Genomic DNA, 20,396 nt, shown 5'->3' with positions numbered 1-20,396 from the left:
CGCCGGCGTCGATGAGTGAGAGGAGAACCGGCGTGCCAGAACCCGCGGCGACGCTCGCTTCCGTGCGGGTCGACCGACCTTCGGACGGCGTGGTGGTGCTGCACGTGTCGGGTGAGTTGGACACGAGCAGCGCGGAGGAGTTGACCAGGCCGCTCAAGGAACACCTGGTCGAGAACGTGCGGGGTGTGGTGGTCGACCTGACCGGGGTGCGCTTCCTCGGCTCGGCCGGGTTGGAGTCGCTGGTCGTCGGCAGTCAGCGGGCGAGCAGCCTCAACGTCCCGCTGGTGCTGGTGGCGACGAGCCGGGCCACCCAGCGGCCGATCGAGGCGACCGGGCTCAGCTCCGTGTTCACCGTCGTCGGTTCCGTGGACGAGGCTTTGGGCCGGTTCTAGAAGGACCGGCGGACGATCCTGATGGCGCAGCGCACTGCTCCCAGCGGGGGCAGTGCGCCCGCCGGGGGCACGACCCACCTCGACGCGGTGGCCGGGATGCGACTCGGCCCGTGCCAGTAGCGGACGTCGGGCGGCGGCACGTGCCGCCGCTCGGGTCCGGGGTCGGGTCTGGCCAGGAACAGCCAGCGCAGCCGCGGGCCGGGAATGGCGAGGATCGGTCCGAGCGGGCCGGCCGAGCGGAGCTGGGTGCTGACCTCGGCGCCCCAGCTGGCGGGCACCTCCACCGCCACCGCGTGCTCGTCCAGCACCAGCGAGTCCGGGGTTTCGTTCGCGTGCCACCGTTGCATGTTCGGTGATCCTGGCGAAGCGCCGTGTCGGATTTGTGTCCGCGTGCGCCTCGTCGCGTTAATCCTGGCCGATGTCCTCGGACCACAGCTCCGGCTCGGCGGCGATGAAGTCGGTCATCATCCGCACGCACTCGGGATCATCCAGCAGGGTGATTTCGACGCCGTGCTCGGCGAGCCAGTCGTGACCGCCGTGGAACGTCCTGGCCTCGCCGATCACCACGTGGGGTATCCCGAACTGGCGAACGAGCCCGCTGCAGTACCAGCAGGGTGACAGCGTGGTGACCATGATCGTGTCGCGGTAGCCGGGCCGGCGGCCGGCGGCGCGGAACGCGGCGGTCTCGGCGTGGGTGGAGGCGTCGCCGTCCTGCACGCGCCGGTTGTGGCCGCGGCCGAGCGGGGCGCCGTCGGCGGTGAACAGGGCCGCGCCGATGGGGATGCCGCCCTCGGCGAGCCCGGTCCGGGCTTCGGCCACCGCCACTGCCAGCAGGTCGCGCAGGTCCACCACCCCAAGGTACCCGCGGGCTCAAGCGCCGAAGCACAGGAACCCGGCGCCGGCGGCGAACGCGGTGTCGCCGTTGTCCCGGTGCGCTTCCTGCGCGCCCGCCAGCGCCACCGCGGGCGGTTCGCCCGCGCCGAGCCTGCGGTGCAGGTCGACCATGAGCGGGGTGGTGATCTCGGCGGGCACCGGGACGACCGGCGCGACCAGGGTCCGGGTGCCGAGCCCGAGGAGCGCGGCGGTGAAGCCCATCAGCTCGTCGCCGGGTCGCACCGCCGACAGGCCGGAGTCGCACGCCGACAGCACGACCAGGGCGGGTGGGGTGCGCAGGCGTTCCAGGTCGTAGACGGTGAGCGGCCCGTCGGCCAGTTCCAGGGCGGAGAACAGCGGGTTGTCCGCGCGGAACGAGCCGTGCGCCGCGACGTGCGCCAGCGGCGCGCCGTCCATCGCCGACGCCACCGCGTCGACCGTCGCCGAGCCGCCGACCAGCACGGACGTCGGGGTGGAGCCGTTGAGCGAGGAGATGGCGGCGATCTCGGTCGGGGCGGCGGGCAGCCGGGGTCCGGCGGCCAGGACCGCCCGGTCGTGCGACGCGGGGGTGGACGTCGCCGCGCGCAGCCACACGGTCGCCGAGGGGACGACCGTCACCGGGCGGCCGTGGCAGGCGGGCAGGGCCGACCACGGCAGGCCGCCGAGCCGGCCGGTGGGCGCGAGCACCAGGGGCCGGTCGTCGAGCCGGCGGCGCAGCGGGTCGAGCAGCCGGTTCTGCAGGAGCCTGGCGGCGTGCTCGGCGCCGGCGCGCACCGGCGCGCGGTCCAGGTGCTCGGGGAGGGTGACCAGCCGGTGCAGGGCGAACCGCAGCAGCCGCAGCTCGCGCAGGGCGCCGTCCAGCGGGCCGAGGCGGTGCAGCGAGGCCCGGCCGCCGGCCACGACGACGGCGAGCAGGGCGCCGTCGTGGTCGACGTACTCGACCAGCGCGGACGTGCCCAGGGCGCGGGCGAGGTCGCCGACCTCGGGCGGTTTGCGGACCGCGCCGCCGCCGCCGACCTGGCGGGTCAGCTCGCGCACCCGCTGCTCGCCGCGCGCCTGCCACTGCCGCAGGGCCGCGGTGGGTCGGCCGGCCGTGGACGCGGCTTCCAGGTCGGCGGTGACGGCGCGCAGCTCGGCGAGCGCGTCGGCCAGCCCGGAGTCCTCCGGGGGTCGGGCGGGTGTCATCCGCAGGGCGCCGGCCCGCCACGCCTCGGCCCAGCTCAGCACCCGGCCCGCCCGGCCGCCCGCGACCGCCGTGCGCAGCCCTTCCAGGGCCAGCGCCTTGCCCTGCGCGCCGCTCAACGCGCGCAGTTCCGGCGCGCCGAGCGACACCCGGTACTCGTCCAGCAGCGCCAGCCCGCGGCGCAGCGCGATCTGCGCGCCGCGCGGGTTGCCGAGCAGGTCGCGCCGCAGCGCCTCGGCGTACCAGCCCTGCACCCGGTGGGCGGCGGGTCCGCCGCGCCGGGCCGCGCCCGCGGTGGTCAGCTCGGCCGCGGCCCGGTCGCGGTCGCCGAGGTCGCGGGCGACCAGGGCCGCGTCGACCCGCGCCTCCAGGCCGGCCATCCGCCAGCCGAGCTCGTCGAGCCGGGACGCGACCCTGGTCAGCGCGGTCACCAGGGCCCTGGTCCGGGTGCCGCTGAGGTAGGCCGCGCGCAGCTCGACGTGCCGCGCGCCCTCCGCCCACACCTCGCGCTTCTCGCGGCGGAAGCCCCGGCGCGCGGCCGCGGCGACGGCGACGGCGCGTTCCAGGTCGCCTTCGAGCAGGGCGATCCTGGCCCGGTAGAACAACGCCTCGGAGCGGGCCAGGACGAGGTCGCCGCCCAGTTCCTCCAGCGCCCGGTCGGCCGCCGCCCTGGCCTCCTCCAGCAGCGGCACGGACACCAGCAGCTCCAGCCGGTTGATCAGCAGTCCCGGTCGGGGCACCGCCAGCCGCCGGTACTCGCGCTCGGCCTCGGCGAACATGGTCAGCGCCCGCGGCACGTCGCCGGCGCGGGACGCGGAGATGCCCGCGTTCCAGCGCACGTCGGCCACGGCCAGCCGCTGGTCGAGCTCGCGGTAGAGGACGGCCGCGCGGTCGAAGTCCTCGTCGGCCGCGCGCAGGCCGCCGGTGTAGGCGCGCAGCAGGCCGCGGTTGTTCAGCGCCCGCGCCTCGACCAGCCGCTCGCCGGAGCGGCGGACGACCTCGATCGCGCCGTTGTAGTCGCGCAGCGCCTCCTCGTACCGGCACAGGTAGTGCAGCACCAGGCCGCGCTGCATCCGGCCGCTGCCCGCGTCGGCGCCGCGCAGGTGCGGGATCGCCGCGTTGATCGCGCGCAGCGCCTGGGCGTGCCGCCCGGTGTTGGACAGCACGAACGCGAGGCTCATCCGGGCCAGTGCCGCCAGCCGCGCGGACCCGGCCCGCTCGGCCGTCCGGACGGACCGCCGCAGGTGGGTCAGCGCCGCGTCGAAGTCGTGCAGCTCGCGCAGCGCGAGACCGATCGCGCGTTCGGCGGCGGACGCCTCCTCGGCGTCCCCCGCCGCCCTCGCCGCCCGCAGCGCGGCCCGACCCAGCTCGACGGCCGCGCGCGGGTCCCGTTGCCGGGCTTCCAGCGCTGCGGCGGCGGAAACCCCTGCCACGAACCCATTATTACCAGCAACGCTGTGGTAGCTTGCTCAGGCTCAGCACCTTCGACGCTGCTGTGAGGCCTCGGTGTCCGAACCATCGAACCGCTCGGAGCTCTACCAAAGAGCGTTCCAACAGGCGATCCTCCAGCACAAGACCTACCGGCTGCACGCCGAGCGCGGGCGGGAGTTCCTGTTCGTCGCGGCCGAGCTGCTGACCATCCCCGAGGACGTCGACCGGGTCTCGCGCAAGCTGTCGCAGAACAACATCTCGAACAGCCGGGGCCGAGACTTCGCCGGGATGAGCAGGCTCCTGCTGCCGCGCAACCCCGACGACGTGCCGTCGATCGTGCGGCTGCTGCGCGACCCGCGGACGTGGCCGGGCGAGCGGACGCCGTTCGTGCAGCCGCACCACGTGCTGGTCGGCCACGGCGGCAACATGCACGGCAACCCGGGCGAGCCGCCGCGGGTGGGCACGCCGCTGGCGGACCCGCCGCAGGGCACGGGCGGGCACGGCAAGGGCGTCGTGGTCGGCGTGGTGGACACCGGGATCGCGGCGACCGCGGGCGCGGACCACCCGCTGTGGCTGGGCGGCGCGTTCGCCACCAGGGCGGACGAGGTCGACACCGCGTACGCGCACGACGACGTGTTCGCCCTCGAAGGCGGGCACGGGACGTTCGTCGCGGGCGTGGTGCGGCAGGCCGCGCCGGGCGTCCGGGTCGACCCGGAGCGGGCGCTGGACCCGATGGGCCTCGGCACCGAGGAGGACTTCGCGCGGGCGGTGACGTCGTTCGACGAGCGGGTGCACGTCGTCAACGCCTCGATGGGGTGCTTCACCCAGGACGACATCGCCTCCGAGCCGATCCGCCGGGCGCTGGCGACCCTGCCGGCCGACGTCGTCGTGGTCGCCTCGGCGGGCAACCAGGGCACGGCCCGGCCGAGCTGGCCCGCGGCGCTGCCCACCGTGGTCGGCGTGTCGGCGGTCGCGCAGCAGCTGGACGGCAGCCGTTCGCCCGCCTGCTACGCCAACCACGGCTACTGGGTGGACGCGTGCGCGGTCGGCAACCGGACCAGCACCTTCCTCCGCGGCCGGTGGGAGCTGCCCGGCCTGCCCGCGGACGTGTTCGACCGGTTCGCCTACTGGCTCGGCACCTCGTTCGCGGCGCCGCACGTCGCCGGGCGGATCGCCACGACGATGACCACGAAGGGTCTTTCCGCGGTCGCCGCGCGGAATTCCCTGCTCAGCGGCAAGCCGGAGTTCTTCCCGGGCTACGGGGTGCTCGTCGAATAACACGATCGGGCGGATGCTGGTATCTGGCAGGCCCGTCGCGTCTCCGTACTGTGTGGCAGCGAAGAGTCCGAAGTCCGTGACCCGGCAGGGGTCCGCGCCGGCGACACCCGGGGCGGAGGCGAGGCATCCCCTGGACAAGAGGAGGGGACGTGACCCCTGCATCCCCGATCGCCGACCTGGTGAGCGCGGCGGCGGAGGGCGACCAGCGCGCGTGGAACGAGATAGTCGAGCGCTACACGCCGCTGGTGCTGGCGGTCGTGCACCGGCACCGGCTGCGGCCCGCGGACGTGGCGGACGTCAACCAGACGGTGTGGCTGCGGCTGGTGGAGCAGATCGGCAGGCTCCGGGAAGCCGACGCGCTGCCCGGCTGGATCGCCACGACGACCCGCAACGAGTGCCTGCGGGTGCTGCGGCTGCAGCAGCGCACCCTGCCGTTCGACCCGCAGTCCGAGGACGAGCCGGCGAGCCGGGAGGACGCGGTCGCGGACCTGGACGAGGAGATGGAGGCCGCGCAGCGGCGGCAGGCGCTGCGCGAGGGCTTCCGGTCGCTGCCCGAGCAGTGCCGGGTGCTGCTGCTCAAGCTGATGGCGGACCCGCCGCCCGGGTACGCGGCGGTCGGCGAGGAGCTGGGGATGCCGGTGGGCAGCATCGGTCCCACCCGGATCAGGTGCTTGGAGAAGTTGCGGAAGACTCCCGCGGTGCTGAGGCTGGTCCGCCCGCGGCCGGGGCGCGGAGGAGGAGGTGTGGTCGGTGTTGAGGGACGATCCGGGGTGGGAAAGCGATGAGGCGCTGCTGCGGGAGCTGGGTGAAGCGCTCGCCGAGGAGCGTGCCGTGCCCGAGCACGTCCTCGCGGCGGCGCGGGCCGCGTACACGTGGCGCACGGTCGACGCCGAGCTGATCGCGCTGACGAGCTACGACTCGATCCTGGACGCCGAGCTGGCGGTGCGGGCGCGGGCGACGCAGACCGCGCGGCAGCTCGTGTTCGACGCCGACGGGGTGTCGGTGCAGGTCGAGGTGACCGAGGCGGGTGTCGCGGGCCAGGTGCTGCCCGCCCGGCCGGGCCGGGTGCTGCTGGTCACCGCGACCGGGCCGGTGGAGGAGGCGGAGCTGGACGAGCTGGGCATGTTCCTGCTCGGGCCGCCGCCCGCGGGGCCGGTGCGGTTCCGGTGCGAGGTCGACGGCACGACCGTGCTGACGGACTGGGTGGTCGTGTAGCCGACCGGGGCGCCCCGAGGTCCGGCGCGCCGGAGGGCCGCCACCGGATCGACGGTGACGGCCCTCCGGCGCGCGGTGGTCAGGCGAACGTCGGCTGCCGCATCGCGTGCTGCACCAACGTGATCAGCGTCTGCTTGGTGGACTGCCGGTTGCGCGCGTCGCACGGCACGATCGGCACCGACTCGTCGATCGTCAACGCCTCGCGGATGTCCTCGATGCGGTGGTGCAGCAGGCCGTCGAAGCAGTTCACGCCGACCACGTACGGCAGCTCGCGGTCCTCGAAGAAGTCGATCGAGGCGAACGCGTCCGACAACCGGCGGGTGTCGACCAGCACGACCGCGCCGATCGCGCCGCGCACCAGGTCGTCCCACATGAACCAGAACCGGTGCTGGCCCGGTGTGCCGAACAGGTACAGGATCAGGTCGCTGTCCAGCGAGACCCGGCCGAAGTCCATGGCGACCGTGGTGGTCATCTTGTTGGGCGTGGCCGACAGGTCGTCCACGCCGACGCTGGCCTCGGTCATCACGGCTTCGGTGGTCAACGGCACGATCTCCGACACCGACCCGACGAAGGTCGTCTTGCCGACACCGAACCCGCCGGCCACCACGATCTTCGTCGACGTGACGGTCAGGCTCGCCGCGGGTGACCCCGGCCGTCCGGGAGCGCCACCGCTCATGTTGCTCTGCTTTCCCTAGTAGTAGGACCTCGCCGGGTGGTGGGACCTCAGCCGCGCATGGCGACGTGCAGCTGCGAGCGGATCTCCGGGGTGAGCTGGACGCCGACCCGCTCGACCAGCCGGGTCATGGCGTAGCCGATCAGGCCGATGTCGCAGTTGGGCGCGGCCAGCACGGCCAGGCACGAGCCGTCGCTGATCGACATCAGGAACAGGTAGCCCCGCTCCATCTCCACCACGGTCTGCTTGACGTCGCCCGCCTCGAAGCAGCGCGCCGCGCCGAGGTTCAGGCTGACCAGGCCCGACGCGACGGCGGCGAGCTGTTCGGCGCGGTCGATCGGCAACCGCTCCGAGGACGCGAGCAACAGGCCGTCCGCGGAGACCACGATCGCGTGCGCGACGCCCGCGACCCGGGCGACGAAGTCATCGACCAGCCAACTGAAGTTTTCGAGTTCCTCGGTTGCGGTGGTCACTTCTGCTCCTTGGTCTGGTTACCGCCCGTGGCGGCGGAGGTGTTGTCTTCGTTGCCGAGCGACAGCCCTTCCCACGGCATACCGGCCTCGTCGCCGGTCTGGCGGCCGAGCTGCACGCCTCGCTGGTAGGTGGCGAAGCGCTGGCGCAACCGGTCGGCAGACCGGCGCGGCGGGATCGCGGTGGCGAGCCCGGCGGGCGCGGCGCCGCTCGCCGCGGGCTGGGTCGCCGTCGGGGCCGACCCGCGCGAGGACGCGGGCGCGGTCAGCGAGCCAGGCATCAGGCGCGCCTTGGGGACGCGCTTGGGCAGGCCCGCGGTCGTGGTGTCGTCCACCGGCGCCTTGAGCGCGCTGGACGCCGCCGTCCAGCTGTCGTCCGCCGCGGCGCCCCAGCCGGGCGCGGACGCGCCGGACGACGGGATCGCCGACGGCGCGGGCTCCCGCTTGGGCAGGCCCGCCGGGGTGGAACCGCGCGGCGCGGGCGGCGTCGGCTTGGCCTGGGCGGCCGGCGCGGCCTGGGCCGGCGGCGTGATCAGGTCGGCCCGGTCGGTGTACGCGGTCTGCTCGGACGCCGTGCCCTCGTGGTGGCCGCCGAGGCCGTCGGCGCCCATCAGCTCGGCGCGGTCGGCGAACATCGTCCGCTCCGACGCGGTCTCCGGCGGCGCGGTGGCGGCGGCCGGCTGCTGGTCGCCCAGCTCGCCGTGCACGCCCGCCTCGGCCTCGCCGCCCTGGAACCAGCGCGACAGCACGTCCTCGTAGATCGGCAGCCGCTGGGTCGAGGCGTCGTCCTCCTCCCGCTCCCGGACCGCGACCGGCGCCGGTCGCGCGGCGTCCGGCGAGTAGGGGGCGTCCGGGGAGTAGGCGGCGTCCGGCGGGTAGGAGTAGTCCGGCACCTCTTCGCCGGGCGGCGGCACGGTCTCGGTCACGGTGGCGGTGAACAGGTCGGTGGCCGGGGTCTGCTCGACCTCGAAGTAGCCGCCGGACTCCGCCTCGTGCGTGTGCACGACCTGCGGACCGGTCGAGGGGGCCAGCTCCAGCGGCGCGTAGCCGCCGGGCGGGATCTCCGGCGTCCACTTCGGCACGCCGGCCAGCACGCCCACGCCGCTGTCCTCCAGCTGCGGGGTGGCCTGGCGCTGCGGCAGCGCCGCCTGCACCGGGCGCGGCGCGACCGGCTCGGGGCCGCGGTGCAGCAGGTCGACGGGCAGGACGACCTGGGCCGTGACGCCACCCTCTATGTCGTCGTTGTTGGTCAGCGTGACCCGGATGTTGTGCCGCTTGGCGAGCTGGCCGACCACGTACAGGCCCATCTCGCGCGCCACCGACACGTCGACCTCGGGCGGGTCGGCGAGCTTGGTGTTGGCCTCGACGACGTCCTGCTCCTGCATGCCGACACCGCGGTCGTGGATGCGGATGGACACCTCGCCGCGCCGGGTCTCGATCGCCCGCACGGTCACCTTGGTGGTGGGCTTGGAGAACGCGGTCGCGTTGTCCAGCAGCTCGGCGATGAGGTGCGCGAGGTCGTTGACCACGCGGCCCTGGACGCGCAGCTCCGGCGCGGGCGCGATCTGGATGCGCGCGTACTTCTCCACCTCGGACACCGCGGCGCCGAGCACCTCGGAGATCGGCACCGGCCGGGTGACCCGGCGGTTGACCGTGGTGCCGGAGAGCACCAGCAGGTTCTCGCTGTTGCGGCGCATCTGGGTGGCCAGGTGGTCCAGCTCGAACAGGCTGGCCAGCTGGTCGGGGTCCTGCTCGTCCTGCTCCAGCCGGTCGATGACGGTGATCTGCCGCTCGACCAGCGCCTGCGAGCGCCGGGACAGGTTGATGAACATGTCGTTGACGTTCGCGCGCAGCGCCACCTGCTCGACCGCGAGGCGGACGGCTTCGCGCTGCACGGCGTCGAACGCCCGCGCCACCTGGCCGACCTCCTCGGTGGTGTTGATCGGCACCGGCACCAGCGCCTCTTCCGCGGCGCGGGCCGGGTCGCGGTGCGTCCGGATCCGCTTGATCGCGTCCGGCAGGCGGTTGCGGGCCACGTCCAGCGCGGTGCGGCGCAGCACGCGCAGCGGAGTCAGCATCGAGCGGGCGACGAACGCCATGAGGGCGAACGCGATCACCAGCGCGACCGCGACCAGCGCCGCGTCGCGCCACGCGGACGCGCGGGCCGCCTCGGTCAGGTCGATCGACGCCTGGTTGGCCTGCCGCTCGATGTCCTGCGACACCTCGCGCAGCAGCGCCGCGGTCTGCTCGCCGAAGCTCAGCACGTCGGCGTCCGAAATGGACACCTTGCCCGCGTCGGCCTGCTGCACCAGCGCCAGCTGCACCAGGAAGTTGCGGCCGTCGACCGGCACACCGGACACGGTGTCCGACAGCAGCTGGCGGTTCTGCTGGCTCGCGGTGGTGGCGAAGTCGGCGAACGCCGCGTCCAGCCGGGACTGCGCCGCGCGCAGGGCGTTGACCTGGCCGGGCGCGAACTCGCCGCGCTCGGCCGTCGACAGCAGGATCGAGTTCTGCTGGGTCAGCTGCTCCTTCGCCGCGTACAGCGCGAGGTTGGCGCCGGCCAGCGGGGTGATGGTCTCGTTGCTCAGGCTGCTCGCGGTGGCGCGGTGCACCTGGGCGAGCGCGGCCAGGACCTGGCCGTAGGCGCTGTGCACCGAGATGTCGGGGTACTTGGTGGTGGTCACCGTGTCCCGCAGCGAGTTGAGGCCGTCCAGCGACTCCAGCGACTTCTGGAACGACTCGCGCACCGCGTCGTCGACGCCGGTCGTGGAGGCCGCGACGTCGCGCAACCTGCCGACCTGGGCGTCGACCTCGCCGGACCGCGTCTGGAACTCGGGGAGGTTCTCCCCGCGACCGCCCGCGACGAACCACACCGCGGCGTCCCGTTCCAGCTGCAGCGCGTTCGAGACCGCCGCCACCTGGGCCGACAGCTGGAGTTCCCGCTGCACCTGGCCGAACAGCTCGACGTCGTCCAGCTGGGTGTTCAACCTCAGCCCGGCGAGCGTCAGCGTGCTCAGCGCGGGCACCAGGAGCACCACCGCCAGCTTGCTGCGCAGGCGCCAGTTCCGCAGACGCCACCGGGAAACTCCCCGGTCGGCGGGCACGGCGCCTGTGCTGGGACCCGAGTCGGGTGGACCGCTTCCCGCGGCACCCGTGTCGAGTTGAATCCGCTCCGGATCTCTCCCGGAGGCGTGGTCGTCGTGACCGCGCACCGTCAGCACACTCCCCAGCCCGGTGAAACGACACTTCCCTACAAACCCGGTGGATCTTGGTGGAAAAATCCGCCGAGTCATACCGCCGTTCGGACGAGGTGACCGGTAGTTTGCAAATCAGCCATTGTCGCGCGCGCCACACCTGGACGCGCTAAACGATCGCTAACCAGCGGTCACCGATTTTTCACACCCTCGACCCGAACGGGAAACACCCGAGGGGGGGAGCCCGGCGACGAGCTCCCCCCGTCGGCTCAGCTGCCCGACCCGCTCACCAACATCGGAGCGACGTCGAAGTCCTGCTCCAACAGGCCGTAGGTTCGCATCAGGCCCGAGACGCGCTGCAGCCGGGTGGCGTCCAGCGTCGTCGGGAACTCGCCGAAGTGCACCAGGCTGGCGGTTTCCTTGTCCACCTTGGCGTACTCGACCAGCAGCGGCTCGACCGTGGGGCGGTCGGCGGCGTCGGCCTGGCCCTTGGCCATCGCGCGCTGGAACGCGGCGACGGTGTTCGGGTTCTCCTTCACGAACTTCCCGGTCGTGGCGTAGCCCGCGATCGGGATGTCGGCGGTCGGGCCGGACGCCGCGTCGAGCACGGTGATCTGACCGCTGGACCGCTGGGCGCGGCTGATGAACGGCTCCACCATGAAGGCGGCGTCGACCGTGCCGTTCTGGACCGCGGCCTCCATGTCCGGGAAGGGGAACTCCTTGAAGTTGACCTTGGCCGGGTCGACGTCGTTGGCCTCCAGGGTCGCCTTCGCGGTCAGCTCGGCGATGTTCCGGAAGGTGTTGATCGCGATGGTCTTGCCCTCCAGGTCCTTCGGCGACTTGATCGTCGAGTCGGACTTGGCGAGGATCAGGAACATCTCCGGCTTGGCCTGGTACCCGTCGCTGACGAGCTTCAGGCCGTCGACGCCCTGGGCGGCCTGCTTCGCCTCGGCGGCGAAGAACGACACCCAGTTGCCGAAGCTGAAGTCGAGGTCACCGCTGATCAGACCCGGGATGGCCGCGGCGCCACCCTGGATGATCTTGACATCTACCTCGAGGCCCTCGTCCTTGAAGTAGCCCTTCTTGATCGCGACGTGGACCGACGCGACGTCGAGGATGGGGAGCAGGCCAAGCGAGATCTTGGCCTTCTCGACCTTGCCCGGCGCAGCGGCGGCGCTGGTGGGCTCCTCCTCGGAGCCACCGAGCAGGCCGCAACCGGAGACGACGGCGAGCATCGCGACAGCGGAGACAACGCCGAAGATCCTTCGTGCCGAGAGGCCGACTCTTCGAGTCATGGGGGGAATCTCCTGTTGGAGTGACGACTTTGCGGGGGCAGGATGCACGGGCGACGGGGGCGCTGCGGAACCACTCAAAGTGACACGAGCGGGTCGGCAAGACCCCAGTCGACCGACACTCGAAGGCTGATCCACTACCTTCGGTGAGCATCTTTGCACAGGCTGTCCAGAGGTTGGGGTATGCGGTGAGCGATCTTGACGCGGAATGGGCCGTACAGAGCAACCGGCGACCGGTTGGCATCGTCGGAGCGGGCCCCGCGGGATTGACCTTGGGGAACCTGCTCCGCGAAGCCGGAATCCCCTGCGTTGTGCTGGAAAAAGGCACCCGTGAGTACATCGAGACCCGGCCCCGCGCCGGCGTCCTGGAGCACCGCGCGGTGCAAATGTTGACCGAGCACGGTCTCGCGGACCGGTTGCTCCAAGAGGCGGACAGGCACGGCGCTTGCGAATTCCGGGTGAACGGCGAAGCCCACGAAGTGGACTACGCCACGTTGTACGACGGCCAAACGCACTACATCTACCCGCAGCAGGAGGTCGTCCAGGACCTCGTGCGGCACTACGTCGACGATCAGGCCGGGGACGTCCGGTGGTCCGTCACGGACGTCGAACTGGACCGGATCGAGTCCTCCGAACCGGTCCTGACCTGGACGAACGCCGACGGGACGCGGGAGCGGCTGGACTGCTCGTTCATCGCCGGCGCGGACGGGTTCCACGGCGTGGCGCGGCGCAGCATCCCGCCGGGCGCGGTGCAGGAGTTCAGCCACCAGCACGGCATCGAGTGGCTGAGCATCCTGGCCGAGGCGCCGCCATCCACCCACAAGGTGATTTACGCGCTTCACCCGGACGGATTCGCGGGCCACATGCTCCGCAGTTCTACGGTTTCCCGCTACTACCTCCAAGTCCCGGTGGACGACACGGTGGACAACTGGCCGGACGAGCGGGTGTGGGCGGAACTGCACAAGAGGTTGGCGCTGCGGGACTCCGACTGGAAGCTCACCGAGGGGCGCATCGTGGAGAAGCGCATCCTGGACATGCGCAGCCACGTGGTCGAGCCGATGAACCACGGCAACCTGTACCTCCTCGGCGACGCGGCGCACATCATCACGCCGGTGGGGGCGAAGGGGATGAACCTCGCCCTGCACGACGCCGAGGTGCTGGCCGACGCCCTGACGAGGTACCACCGAACGGGTGATGAGACGGGCCTGCGGGCGTACTCCGACACCTGCCTGCGGCGGGTGTGGCGTGCGCAGGAGTTCTCGCAGTGGATGGTGTTCATGATCCACCGGTCGCCGGAGCCGTTCCTGAGCCGGTTGGGCCAAGCCCGGCTCGAACACCTCATCGCCTCCGGGTCGTCCGCGGGCTATTTCGCCCAAAACTACGTGGGGCCCTGAGCAGACCATCTTACGATTAACGGGACCGCTTTCCCGGAAAACGGACCGTGAACTGAACGGATCCCCCGACCCCTGTTCCGCGACACCGCAACCGAATGTCCGGCGGAAGTGGAACGGGGCTCGGGGCGAATCCCTCGGCAAGGACATTCGAAGTCCGCCGCGAGGGGTCGGACCCGACCGCCGCCGGGCGCATTCGCCGCCAATTTCCACCCGGTGGCCGGCCGAACACACCCCCGGAATAGCGCAGCGCCGACCACCGGCGCCATAGGAATCACCGATGCAATAGTGCGGCGACGCCGCGGGAATAGCCGCCGACCTCCACGGGGCGTGATCGGCCGATGACGGCGCGATGATCACCAGCGGCCCTCGACGATCTTCGCCGGGCGATAAAGATGTCGAATCGTTGTGAACGATCCTCATCGAAACCAGCCTGCGGGACGGCCTTGCCGGGACGGCGCCGGGCGGTTCTCCGGACAGCACAACGGGCGACCCGCAGGACGGCCCTGAGAGGGCCGACAAGCCACGGATCGCCCGTCGGGCGGTCCCTTCAGTCCACGGACACGCGCCTCACGTCGTGGCGCGCTCCTCGGCCTCGGCGCGGGAGACCTCGGCGCGCTCCGCCTCGGCCCACTTCGCCGCCTGCTGCTCGTTCGCCTCGCGCCGCGCGCGGACCGCCTCGGAGGTCTTGCCGACGTTGAGCAGCCGCGCCACCTCCGCCCGCAGCGCCACGAACTCCTCGGACTCGCGGGTGGTGATCTGGTCGCGCTGCGCGGGCAGGTCGACCTTCAGGTCGGCCACCACGGACGCGGGCGAGGTGGACAGCACCAGGATCCGGTCGCCCAGGTAGACGCTCTCGTCGATGTCGTGCGTCACCACGAGGACGGTCGTGTCCTGCTCGGTGCGCACCTTCAGCAGCAGGTCCTCCAGCTCGAACCGGGTCTGCGCGTCCACCGAGGCGAACGGCTCGTCCATGAGCAGCAGCGCGGGCCGGTAGGCCAGCGCGCGGGCGATCGCCACCCGCTGCTGCATGCCGCCGGACAGCTGCCACGGGTACTTGCGGCCGGCGCCGGACAGGCCGACCCACTCCAGCGCCTCGGCCGCGCGGGCCCGGCGCTCGGCCCGGCCCAGGGTGCGGCGAAGCGGGAACTCGACGTTCTTCTGCACGGTCAGCCAGGGGAACAGCGAGCGGCTGTAGTCCTGGAACACCACGGCCAGGTCGTCCGGCACGCCGTGCACCTCGTTGCCGTGCAGGCTGACTTCGCCCCGGGTCGGCCGGATCAGGCCGGAGATGGTGCGCAGCAGCGTGGACTTGCCGCAGCCGGACGGACCGACCACGCAGACCAGCTCGCCGGCGCCGACGGTGAACGACAGGTCGGCGATCGCGGTGTGCGCGCCGTCCTTCGCCTGGTAGGTGTGGCCGAGGTCGGCCACTTCGAGCATCGCGGTCATGATTTTTCCTCCACCGTCGCGGGGGTGCGCTCCTCCTGCTTCGGTTGCCACGCAAGGGCTTTGCGCTCGAAGCCGAGGAGCACGGTGTTGAGGGCGTAGCCGAGGACACCCAGCAGGATGATCCCGGCCCACATGTCGGGGAAGTCGAACTCGCGCTGTGCGACGAGCAGTTGCGACCCGATCCCGTTGTCGGTTCCGATCAGTTCGGACACGACCATGAGCACCAGCGACAGCGACAGGGAGACCCGCAACCCGGCGAAGATCTTCGGTGCTGCGGAAGGCAGGACGACACCGAGGACCCACTGCGCCTTGGGGATGCGGAACACCGCCGAGGTCTCGAACTTCGTGGCGTCGACGGAGCGGGCGCCGTCGACGCTGTTGAGCAGGATCGGCCACACCACGCCGAAGACGATCGTGGCGAGCTGCATCCGGGTGCCGACGCTGAACACGAGCAGGAACACCGGCACCAGCAGCGGTGGCGGGATCGAGCGCATGAACGTCAGCAGCGGCCCGGCGTACTCGGTGGCCGTCGCGGAACGGCCGAGCGCCAGGCCGAGCGAGATGCCGAGCACGGCGGCGATGCCCCACCCGGCCAGGAGCCGACCGATGCTCGGCAGCACGTGCTCGAACACCGTGTCGGTGAGGAACAGGTCCCCGGCGGAGCCGGAGAACCACAACTGCTGCGCCGCGACGGCGATCTCGGACGGGGGCGGGAAGAACGTGTCGTCGGCGAGCCGGGTCGCCAACTCCCACACCACGACGAGACCGACGAACACGGCCCACCGCTGGACGAAACGGTTCACGACCGACCTCCGGTGACCGCGCTCCAGCCGACCCAGCGGCGCTGCGCGCGTTCCAGCCCCTCGTTGAGCAGGTAGCCGATCACGCCCGCGACGACCGTCCCGGCGAGGACGACGTCCATCCGCCCGGCGCCGCTGCGCGCGTCACCGATGAACTGGCCGATGCCGCCCGAGCCGCCGGCCAGCAGTTCGACGCTGACCACCACGACCAGGCTGGTCGTCGCCGCGAGCCGGATGCCGGTCAGCACGAACGGCAGCGCGGACGGCAGCGCGACGGAGGTGAGCACGCGCACCCGGCCGGAGCCGAAGGCCCGCGCCGTCTCGACCAGCAGGGGGTCGAGCTCGTCCAGCGCGTAGACGGTGTTGAACAGGATGGGCCAGACCGCCGCGTACACCGCGAGGGTGATCTTGGTTTCCGGCCCGATGCCGAGCAGCACGATCACGAGCGGGATCAGCGCCACCGACGGGATCGGCCGCAGGAACTCCACCACGGCGCGGGTGGCGTGCCGGACGGACGCCACGCTGCCGAGGACGAGCCCCAGCGGCACGGCGATCGCGATCGACAACCCCACCGCGATCAGGAGGGCGAGGACCGTCGCGACCACGTCGCGCAGGAAAGCCTCGTCCACCAACAGCTTCAGCAACTCCACCGCTACGACGGACGGCGGTGGCAAGTAGTCCGAGGGAACCATCCGGGACCGGCCGAACAGCTCCCATACGACGAGGAACCCGGCCACACCGAGCAGTCCTCGGGTGAGCGCACGCACGCGCAACGCCTCTTCCCAGTTGATCAACCCCAGCCAACCCGGCTCAATCTAGAGAGTGAAGTCCGCCGCCACAATGAGTGGCGGGAAAACTTCATGATGTGATCTTGCAATTTGCTGTCAGCGGGGACTGAAGCAGGGGGACGCGCCGCGCGTCAGTCCTCGCACGGCGGGTCGAAGGGGACGTCCTGGAAGTAGCCCTCCCACAGCCCCGCCGTCAGCCGGGGCCGCGCGGTGGCGCACACGCGGCGCGCGATCCGCTCGACGTCGGTCTCCCAGAACCGGATCACCGAGTCGCCCGCGCTCACCACCGTCCGGCCGTCCGACGCGAACGCCACCGACTTCACCCCCGTCGCGTGCGCCTCGATCACCGCCACCTCGCGGGGTTCGCCGCGCCCGCCGATGTCGTACAGCCGCAGGTTGCCGTCCGCGGCGGCGATCGCCGCCAGGGCGCCGCGCACCGCCACCCCCTGCGCGGTCGTGCCGAGCGGCCGGGGCGTGACGACCTGCACCGGCAGGCCGGACGTCGTGTCCCACCTCGGTTCCGGCGCGCCCCACAGCACGGCGTCGCCGTCCTGCTCGACCGTCACCAGCCTGCCGTCCGGCGCCGGCGCCACCGACTCGACCCCCACCGCCGCCGGAGCCGCCAGGTACCGGCGGCGCGGCGGCGCCGCGCCCGCCGACTCCCACTCCTCGGTCCACCCGTCGGCCTTGACGACCACCAGCCGGTCGCCGGTCTCGTCGAACGCGACCACGCTCACCGGCGAGTCGCGGGAGACCCGGTCCGAGAACGCGGCCACCTCGGTCAGCGCCACCACGTCCCACAGGCGCGTCAGCCCGTCGGCGCCGCCGGTGGCGAAGTGCCGCCCGCCGGGGTCGAACGCCACCGCCTCGGCCCGCCCGACCTCGCCGGCCAGGTCGGGCGCGGCCAGGTTGGAGGTGCGCCACACCCGGACCGCCCCGTCCTCCGCGAGCGTCACCAGGTGCTCGCCGTCCCGGCTCAGGGAGGCGGCTCGGACCCGGCCGGGGTGCGCGGTCAGCGGCCAGGCGGTGCGCAGGCCGCGCGGCTCGGAGATGTCGACCAGCCGCAGCACGCCCCGCACGTCGACGGTCGCGGCCAGCCCGCGGTCGGCGGCCACCAGCACCGAGCGGACCGGCGAGGACTGCGTCACCGGCAGGTCGGTGATGTCGGTGAGCCGCACGGTCAGGTCGCCGCCCGCGGTGAGCAGCGCCCGCTCGCCCGCGAAGCCCACCGCCGTGACCGGCCCGAGGTGGCCGTCCAGCGCGGCGACCAGGACCGGCGCGGACCGGTCGGTCACGTCCCACAGCCGCGCCGTCCGGTCCTCCCCCGCCGTCGCGAGCACCCGCCCGCCCTCGGCCAGCGCCAGGGCGTGCACGTCGGTGTCGTGCCGCAGCGCGCCGGTCGGCGTGGCCGGGGCGCGGTGGTCGGTCACCTCCCACAGCCGCACCACCCGGTCGTCACCCGCCGTCGCGACCGTGCGGCCGTCGTCGGTGACGGCGAGCGCGGTGACCGCCCCGGTCCCGGACGCCAGCACGGTGGTGGCGCCGGTGTCGACGTCCACCGCGAGCAGCCGGTCGCCGGCGGCGACCGCCGCCACGTGCCCGGTCAGGAACGCCACCTCGCCGGACGCCCCGCCGGTCGGCGGCAGCGGCAGCGGCTCGCCGGTGGCCAGGTCCCACGCCAGCGCGGACCGGGACGCGAAGCCCGCCACGAGGTAGCGGGCGTCCGGCGACAACGCCAGCGACACCGGCGGCTCGGTGAGCTCCGGGCCGGTCAGCACCAGGGGCGCGCCGGGGTGGCGCGGGTCGTCCACCCGCCACACCGCGATCGAGTCCGCCCCCGACGCGGCGACCCGCGAGCCGCCGGCGCCGAACGCCAGCACCCGCGCGTCCGACAGCCCGGACAACCCGCTCAGGTGCGCGGGCCGGCGCGGGTCGGTGACGTCGACCAGCCGCACGTCCCGGATGCTGTTGTCGTCCACCACGGCGAGCACCGCGCCGTCCGGGCTGATCACCGCCGACCGGGCCAGGTCGATCGAGGTCGCGTAGGGCTTGGCGAACGCGCCGAACAACGCGTCCCGCGTCTCCGGCATCGGCGCGAGCCGGTGCGCGGCCAGGGTGAGCTGGAGCGACAGCGCGGGCTGCGCGTCACGCAGCGCCCGCGCCTGGGTGATCACCTTGCGGGCCAGCGCGATGTTGCGCTGCTCGGTCGCGGACCGCTCGGCGTGGACGGCGAACACGATCGCGCCGGCCGCGAGCAGCAGCAGCACGCCCATCACCGACACCAGCTGCCGCAGCCGGCGGGCGCGCCGCTGCTCGACCACCCGCACCGCGTCGTCCGCCGCGACGCTGGCCTTCAGGAACGCCTCCTCCTCCGGCGTCAGCCGCGGTCGGCGCCTGCCGCCGGCCCACTCGCGCACCAGCGCCAACCGCGTGCCGCGGAACAGCGCGCCGGGGTCCCGGTCCAGCGACTCCCACGCGTGCGCGCCCTCGGTCAGCACCCGCCGCACCCGCAGGCCGGCCCGGTCCTCGGCGATCCAGTCCCGCAGCCGCGGCCAGTTCCGGATCAGCGCCTCGTGCGCGAGCTCCACCGTGTCCCGGTTCAGCACCACCAGCCTGGCCTGCGCCAACGCGGCCAGCACCTCCCGGCCCTCGGCGTGGTGGTCGACCTCGGCGCGGGCGACGCGGCGCTTGGTGTCCTCGGTGCCCTCGCCGACCGCGATCAGCCGCAGGAACACGTCCTTGGCGACGGCCCGCCGGCCTGGGCCCATGCCCGCGTGGACCTGCTCGGCGCTGCGGGCGATCGAGTGCTCGACCCCGCCGACCTCCTCGTAGGCCGCGAGGGTCAGCGCGACACCGCGCCGCCTGCGCCACGTCTCCAGCAACGCGTGCGACACCAGCGGCAGCGCCGCCGGCTGGCCCGCCGCGTCCGCCACCAGCCGGGTGACCAGCGCGGTCTCCACCTTGCAGCCGACCGCGACGGCGGGCGCCACGATCGCCTCGCGCAGCTCGTCCGCGGTCATCGGGCCGACCAGCACGTGCCCGCCGCGCAGCGCGTCCACCAGCTCCGGGTGCTGCCCGCAGTGGCCGAGGAAGTCGGCCCGCACGCCCAGCACCACCCTGGTCCGGCTGGTCGGCGCGGTGGCGGCGGTGGTCAGCGCGGCGATGAACGCGGCCCGCTCGGCCGGGTCCGGGCACAGCGTGAAGACCTCTTCGAACTGGTCGACCACGAGCAGCAGGTCGTCGTCACCGCCGACGAGCGCCTGCCGGACCCGCAGGTGCAGGTTCTCCGGGTAGCCGGCGAACTCGGCGGCCAGCGCGGCGGCGTCCTTGCCGCAGAACGCGGCGATCCGCACCGCCAGCTCCTCCACCGGCCGCGGCCCCGGCGTGAGCACGACCGCGGGCCGGCCGGCCGTCGCCACCAGGCCCGCGCGCAGCACCGAGGACTTGCCCGAGCCGGACGCGCCGAACACGCCCGCGAACCGGCGGCCCGCGACCAGCTCCACCAGCTCGCCGACCACCCGGTCGCGGCCGAAGAAGCGGTCCGCGTCCGTCACCTCGAACGCCGCCAGCCCCGCGTACGGCGCCCGCGTCGCGGCCGGCGGGGTGCGCGGGTTGGCGTCCGCGACCCGGTCGCTGAGCGCGCGCCAGCGCGACTCCCACGCCACGACGTCGCCGCCGCACGCGCCCACGTACGCCAGCGTCACCGCGAGGCTCGGCAGCCGCCGCCCGTTCGCCGCCTCCGACAGCGCCGCCGCCGAGTAGTGCGCGTCCCGGGCGAGCTGCCGGTACGCCGGCCGACCGGCCCGTTCCCGCAGCGCGCGCAGGTCCGCCGCGAACTCGCCCAGCTCACGGCTCCCGGGCCGCAGCGGGTCCTCCGGTCTGGCCATCCTCACCCTCCCCCGACGGAGGAGATTGTTCAGAAAAGCCTGTTCAGCGTCCACGCGCTGACACTGAACAACGCCGC

Annotated in this window: 16 protein-coding genes; 5 read left to right on the top strand and 11 right to left on the bottom strand. The window is 73.1% G+C overall.

The features are described 5' to 3' along the window. Nucleotides 1–32: 32 nt before the first annotated feature. The gene (locus AB0F89_RS17115; RefSeq protein WP_367137321.1) at nucleotides 33–392 is read left to right on the top strand and encodes an STAS domain-containing protein; all 360 of its coding nucleotides are present in this window, start codon (nucleotides 33–35) and stop codon (nucleotides 390–392) included. Here AB0F89_RS17115 and AB0F89_RS17110 read toward each other — a convergent pair. The 3 genes from AB0F89_RS17110 to AB0F89_RS17100 are packed head-to-tail and all read right to left on the bottom strand — an operon-like array spanning nucleotide 389 to nucleotide 3,881. Continuing rightward, the gene (locus tag AB0F89_RS17110) at nucleotides 389–739 is read right to left on the bottom strand and encodes a hypothetical protein (RefSeq protein ID WP_367137319.1); all 351 of its coding nucleotides are present in this window, start codon (nucleotides 737–739) and stop codon (nucleotides 389–391) included. The two genes, AB0F89_RS17115 and AB0F89_RS17110, sit on opposite strands and share 4 nt — an antisense overlap. Nucleotides 740–797: 58 nt before the next feature. Further along, the gene (locus AB0F89_RS17105) at nucleotides 798–1,244 is read right to left on the bottom strand and encodes a nucleoside deaminase (RefSeq protein WP_367137317.1); all 447 of its coding nucleotides are present in this window, start codon (nucleotides 1,242–1,244) and stop codon (nucleotides 798–800) included. Between the two features lie 18 nt (nucleotides 1,245–1,262). Then, on the bottom strand, nucleotides 1,263–3,881 hold the full coding sequence (locus AB0F89_RS17100; RefSeq protein ID WP_367137315.1) for a CHAT domain-containing protein: 2,619 nt from the start codon (nucleotides 3,879–3,881) through the stop codon (nucleotides 1,263–1,265). A gap of 73 nt (nucleotides 3,882–3,954) precedes the next feature. Here AB0F89_RS17100 and AB0F89_RS17095 point away from each other — a divergent pair, with 73 nt between their 5' ends. From AB0F89_RS17095 to AB0F89_RS17085, 3 genes are all read left to right on the top strand, one after another. Beyond that, nucleotides 3,955–5,157 (top strand): S8 family serine peptidase, encoded by a 1,203-nt coding sequence (locus AB0F89_RS17095; protein WP_367137313.1) that lies wholly within the window; start codon nucleotides 3,955–3,957, stop codon nucleotides 5,155–5,157. Between the two features lie 149 nt (nucleotides 5,158–5,306). Continuing rightward, entirely contained in the window at nucleotides 5,307–5,942 is a 636-nt protein-coding gene (locus AB0F89_RS17090; RefSeq protein WP_367137311.1) for an RNA polymerase sigma factor, read from the top strand. Further along, nucleotides 5,908–6,372: a hypothetical protein gene (locus tag AB0F89_RS17085; RefSeq protein WP_367137309.1), complete on the top strand. Its 465-nt coding sequence runs from the start codon at nucleotides 5,908–5,910 to the stop codon at nucleotides 6,370–6,372. Before AB0F89_RS17090 ends, AB0F89_RS17085 begins: the two co-directional genes overlap by 35 nt. 79 nt (nucleotides 6,373–6,451) lie before the next feature. On the opposite strand, the gene AB0F89_RS17080 is transcribed toward AB0F89_RS17085, so the two are convergent. From AB0F89_RS17080 to AB0F89_RS17065, 4 genes are all read right to left on the bottom strand, one after another. Continuing rightward, nucleotides 6,452–7,048, bottom strand: coding sequence for an ATP/GTP-binding protein (locus tag AB0F89_RS17080; RefSeq protein ID WP_123746366.1), 597 nt, complete (start codon nucleotides 7,046–7,048; stop codon nucleotides 6,452–6,454). Between the two features lie 47 nt (nucleotides 7,049–7,095). After that, complete coding sequence (locus AB0F89_RS17075) at nucleotides 7,096–7,518, bottom strand: roadblock/LC7 domain-containing protein (protein ID WP_053721145.1); 423 nt, start codon at nucleotides 7,516–7,518, stop codon at nucleotides 7,096–7,098. Further along, the gene (locus AB0F89_RS17070; protein ID WP_367137307.1) at nucleotides 7,515–10,550 is read right to left on the bottom strand and encodes a nitrate- and nitrite sensing domain-containing protein; all 3,036 of its coding nucleotides are present in this window, start codon (nucleotides 10,548–10,550) and stop codon (nucleotides 7,515–7,517) included. The genes AB0F89_RS17075 and AB0F89_RS17070 overlap by 4 nt, the downstream gene beginning before the upstream one ends. 428 nt (nucleotides 10,551–10,978) lie before the next feature. Beyond that, nucleotides 10,979–11,944, bottom strand: a complete 966-nt coding sequence (locus AB0F89_RS17065; protein ID WP_367137305.1) for an ABC transporter substrate-binding protein — start codon at nucleotides 11,942–11,944, stop codon at nucleotides 10,979–10,981. 203 nt (nucleotides 11,945–12,147) lie between these two features. On the opposite strand from AB0F89_RS17065, the gene AB0F89_RS17060 reads away from it, so the two are divergent. Then, on the top strand, nucleotides 12,148–13,395 hold the full coding sequence (locus AB0F89_RS17060) for a 4-hydroxybenzoate 3-monooxygenase (RefSeq protein ID WP_367137303.1): 1,248 nt from the start codon (nucleotides 12,148–12,150) through the stop codon (nucleotides 13,393–13,395). A gap of 567 nt (nucleotides 13,396–13,962) precedes the next feature. On the opposite strand, the gene AB0F89_RS17055 is transcribed toward AB0F89_RS17060, so the two are convergent. From AB0F89_RS17055 to AB0F89_RS17040, 4 genes are all read right to left on the bottom strand, one after another. After that, complete coding sequence (locus AB0F89_RS17055) at nucleotides 13,963–14,844, bottom strand: ABC transporter ATP-binding protein (RefSeq protein WP_367137301.1); 882 nt, start codon at nucleotides 14,842–14,844, stop codon at nucleotides 13,963–13,965. Next, a complete protein-coding gene (locus tag AB0F89_RS17050) occupies nucleotides 14,841–15,647 on the bottom strand; it encodes an ABC transporter permease (RefSeq protein WP_367137299.1) in 807 nt (268 codons plus the stop codon). The genes AB0F89_RS17055 and AB0F89_RS17050 overlap by 4 nt, the downstream gene beginning before the upstream one ends. Continuing rightward, entirely contained in the window at nucleotides 15,644–16,411 is a 768-nt protein-coding gene (locus AB0F89_RS17045; RefSeq protein ID WP_367138896.1) for an ABC transporter permease, read from the bottom strand. The genes AB0F89_RS17050 and AB0F89_RS17045 overlap by 4 nt, the downstream gene beginning before the upstream one ends. A gap of 152 nt (nucleotides 16,412–16,563) precedes the next feature. After that, complete coding sequence (locus AB0F89_RS17040) at nucleotides 16,564–20,319, bottom strand: hypothetical protein (protein WP_367137297.1); 3,756 nt, start codon at nucleotides 20,317–20,319, stop codon at nucleotides 16,564–16,566. Between the last annotated feature and the right edge of the window lie 77 nt (nucleotides 20,320–20,396).

This window comes from Saccharothrix sp. HUAS TT1 (assembly GCF_040744945.1).
Classification (GTDB): domain Bacteria; phylum Actinomycetota; class Actinomycetes; order Mycobacteriales; family Pseudonocardiaceae; genus Actinosynnema.
The sequence above is the reverse complement of the archived record's forward strand: the minus strand, read 5'-3'. Positions and strand labels throughout refer to the sequence as shown.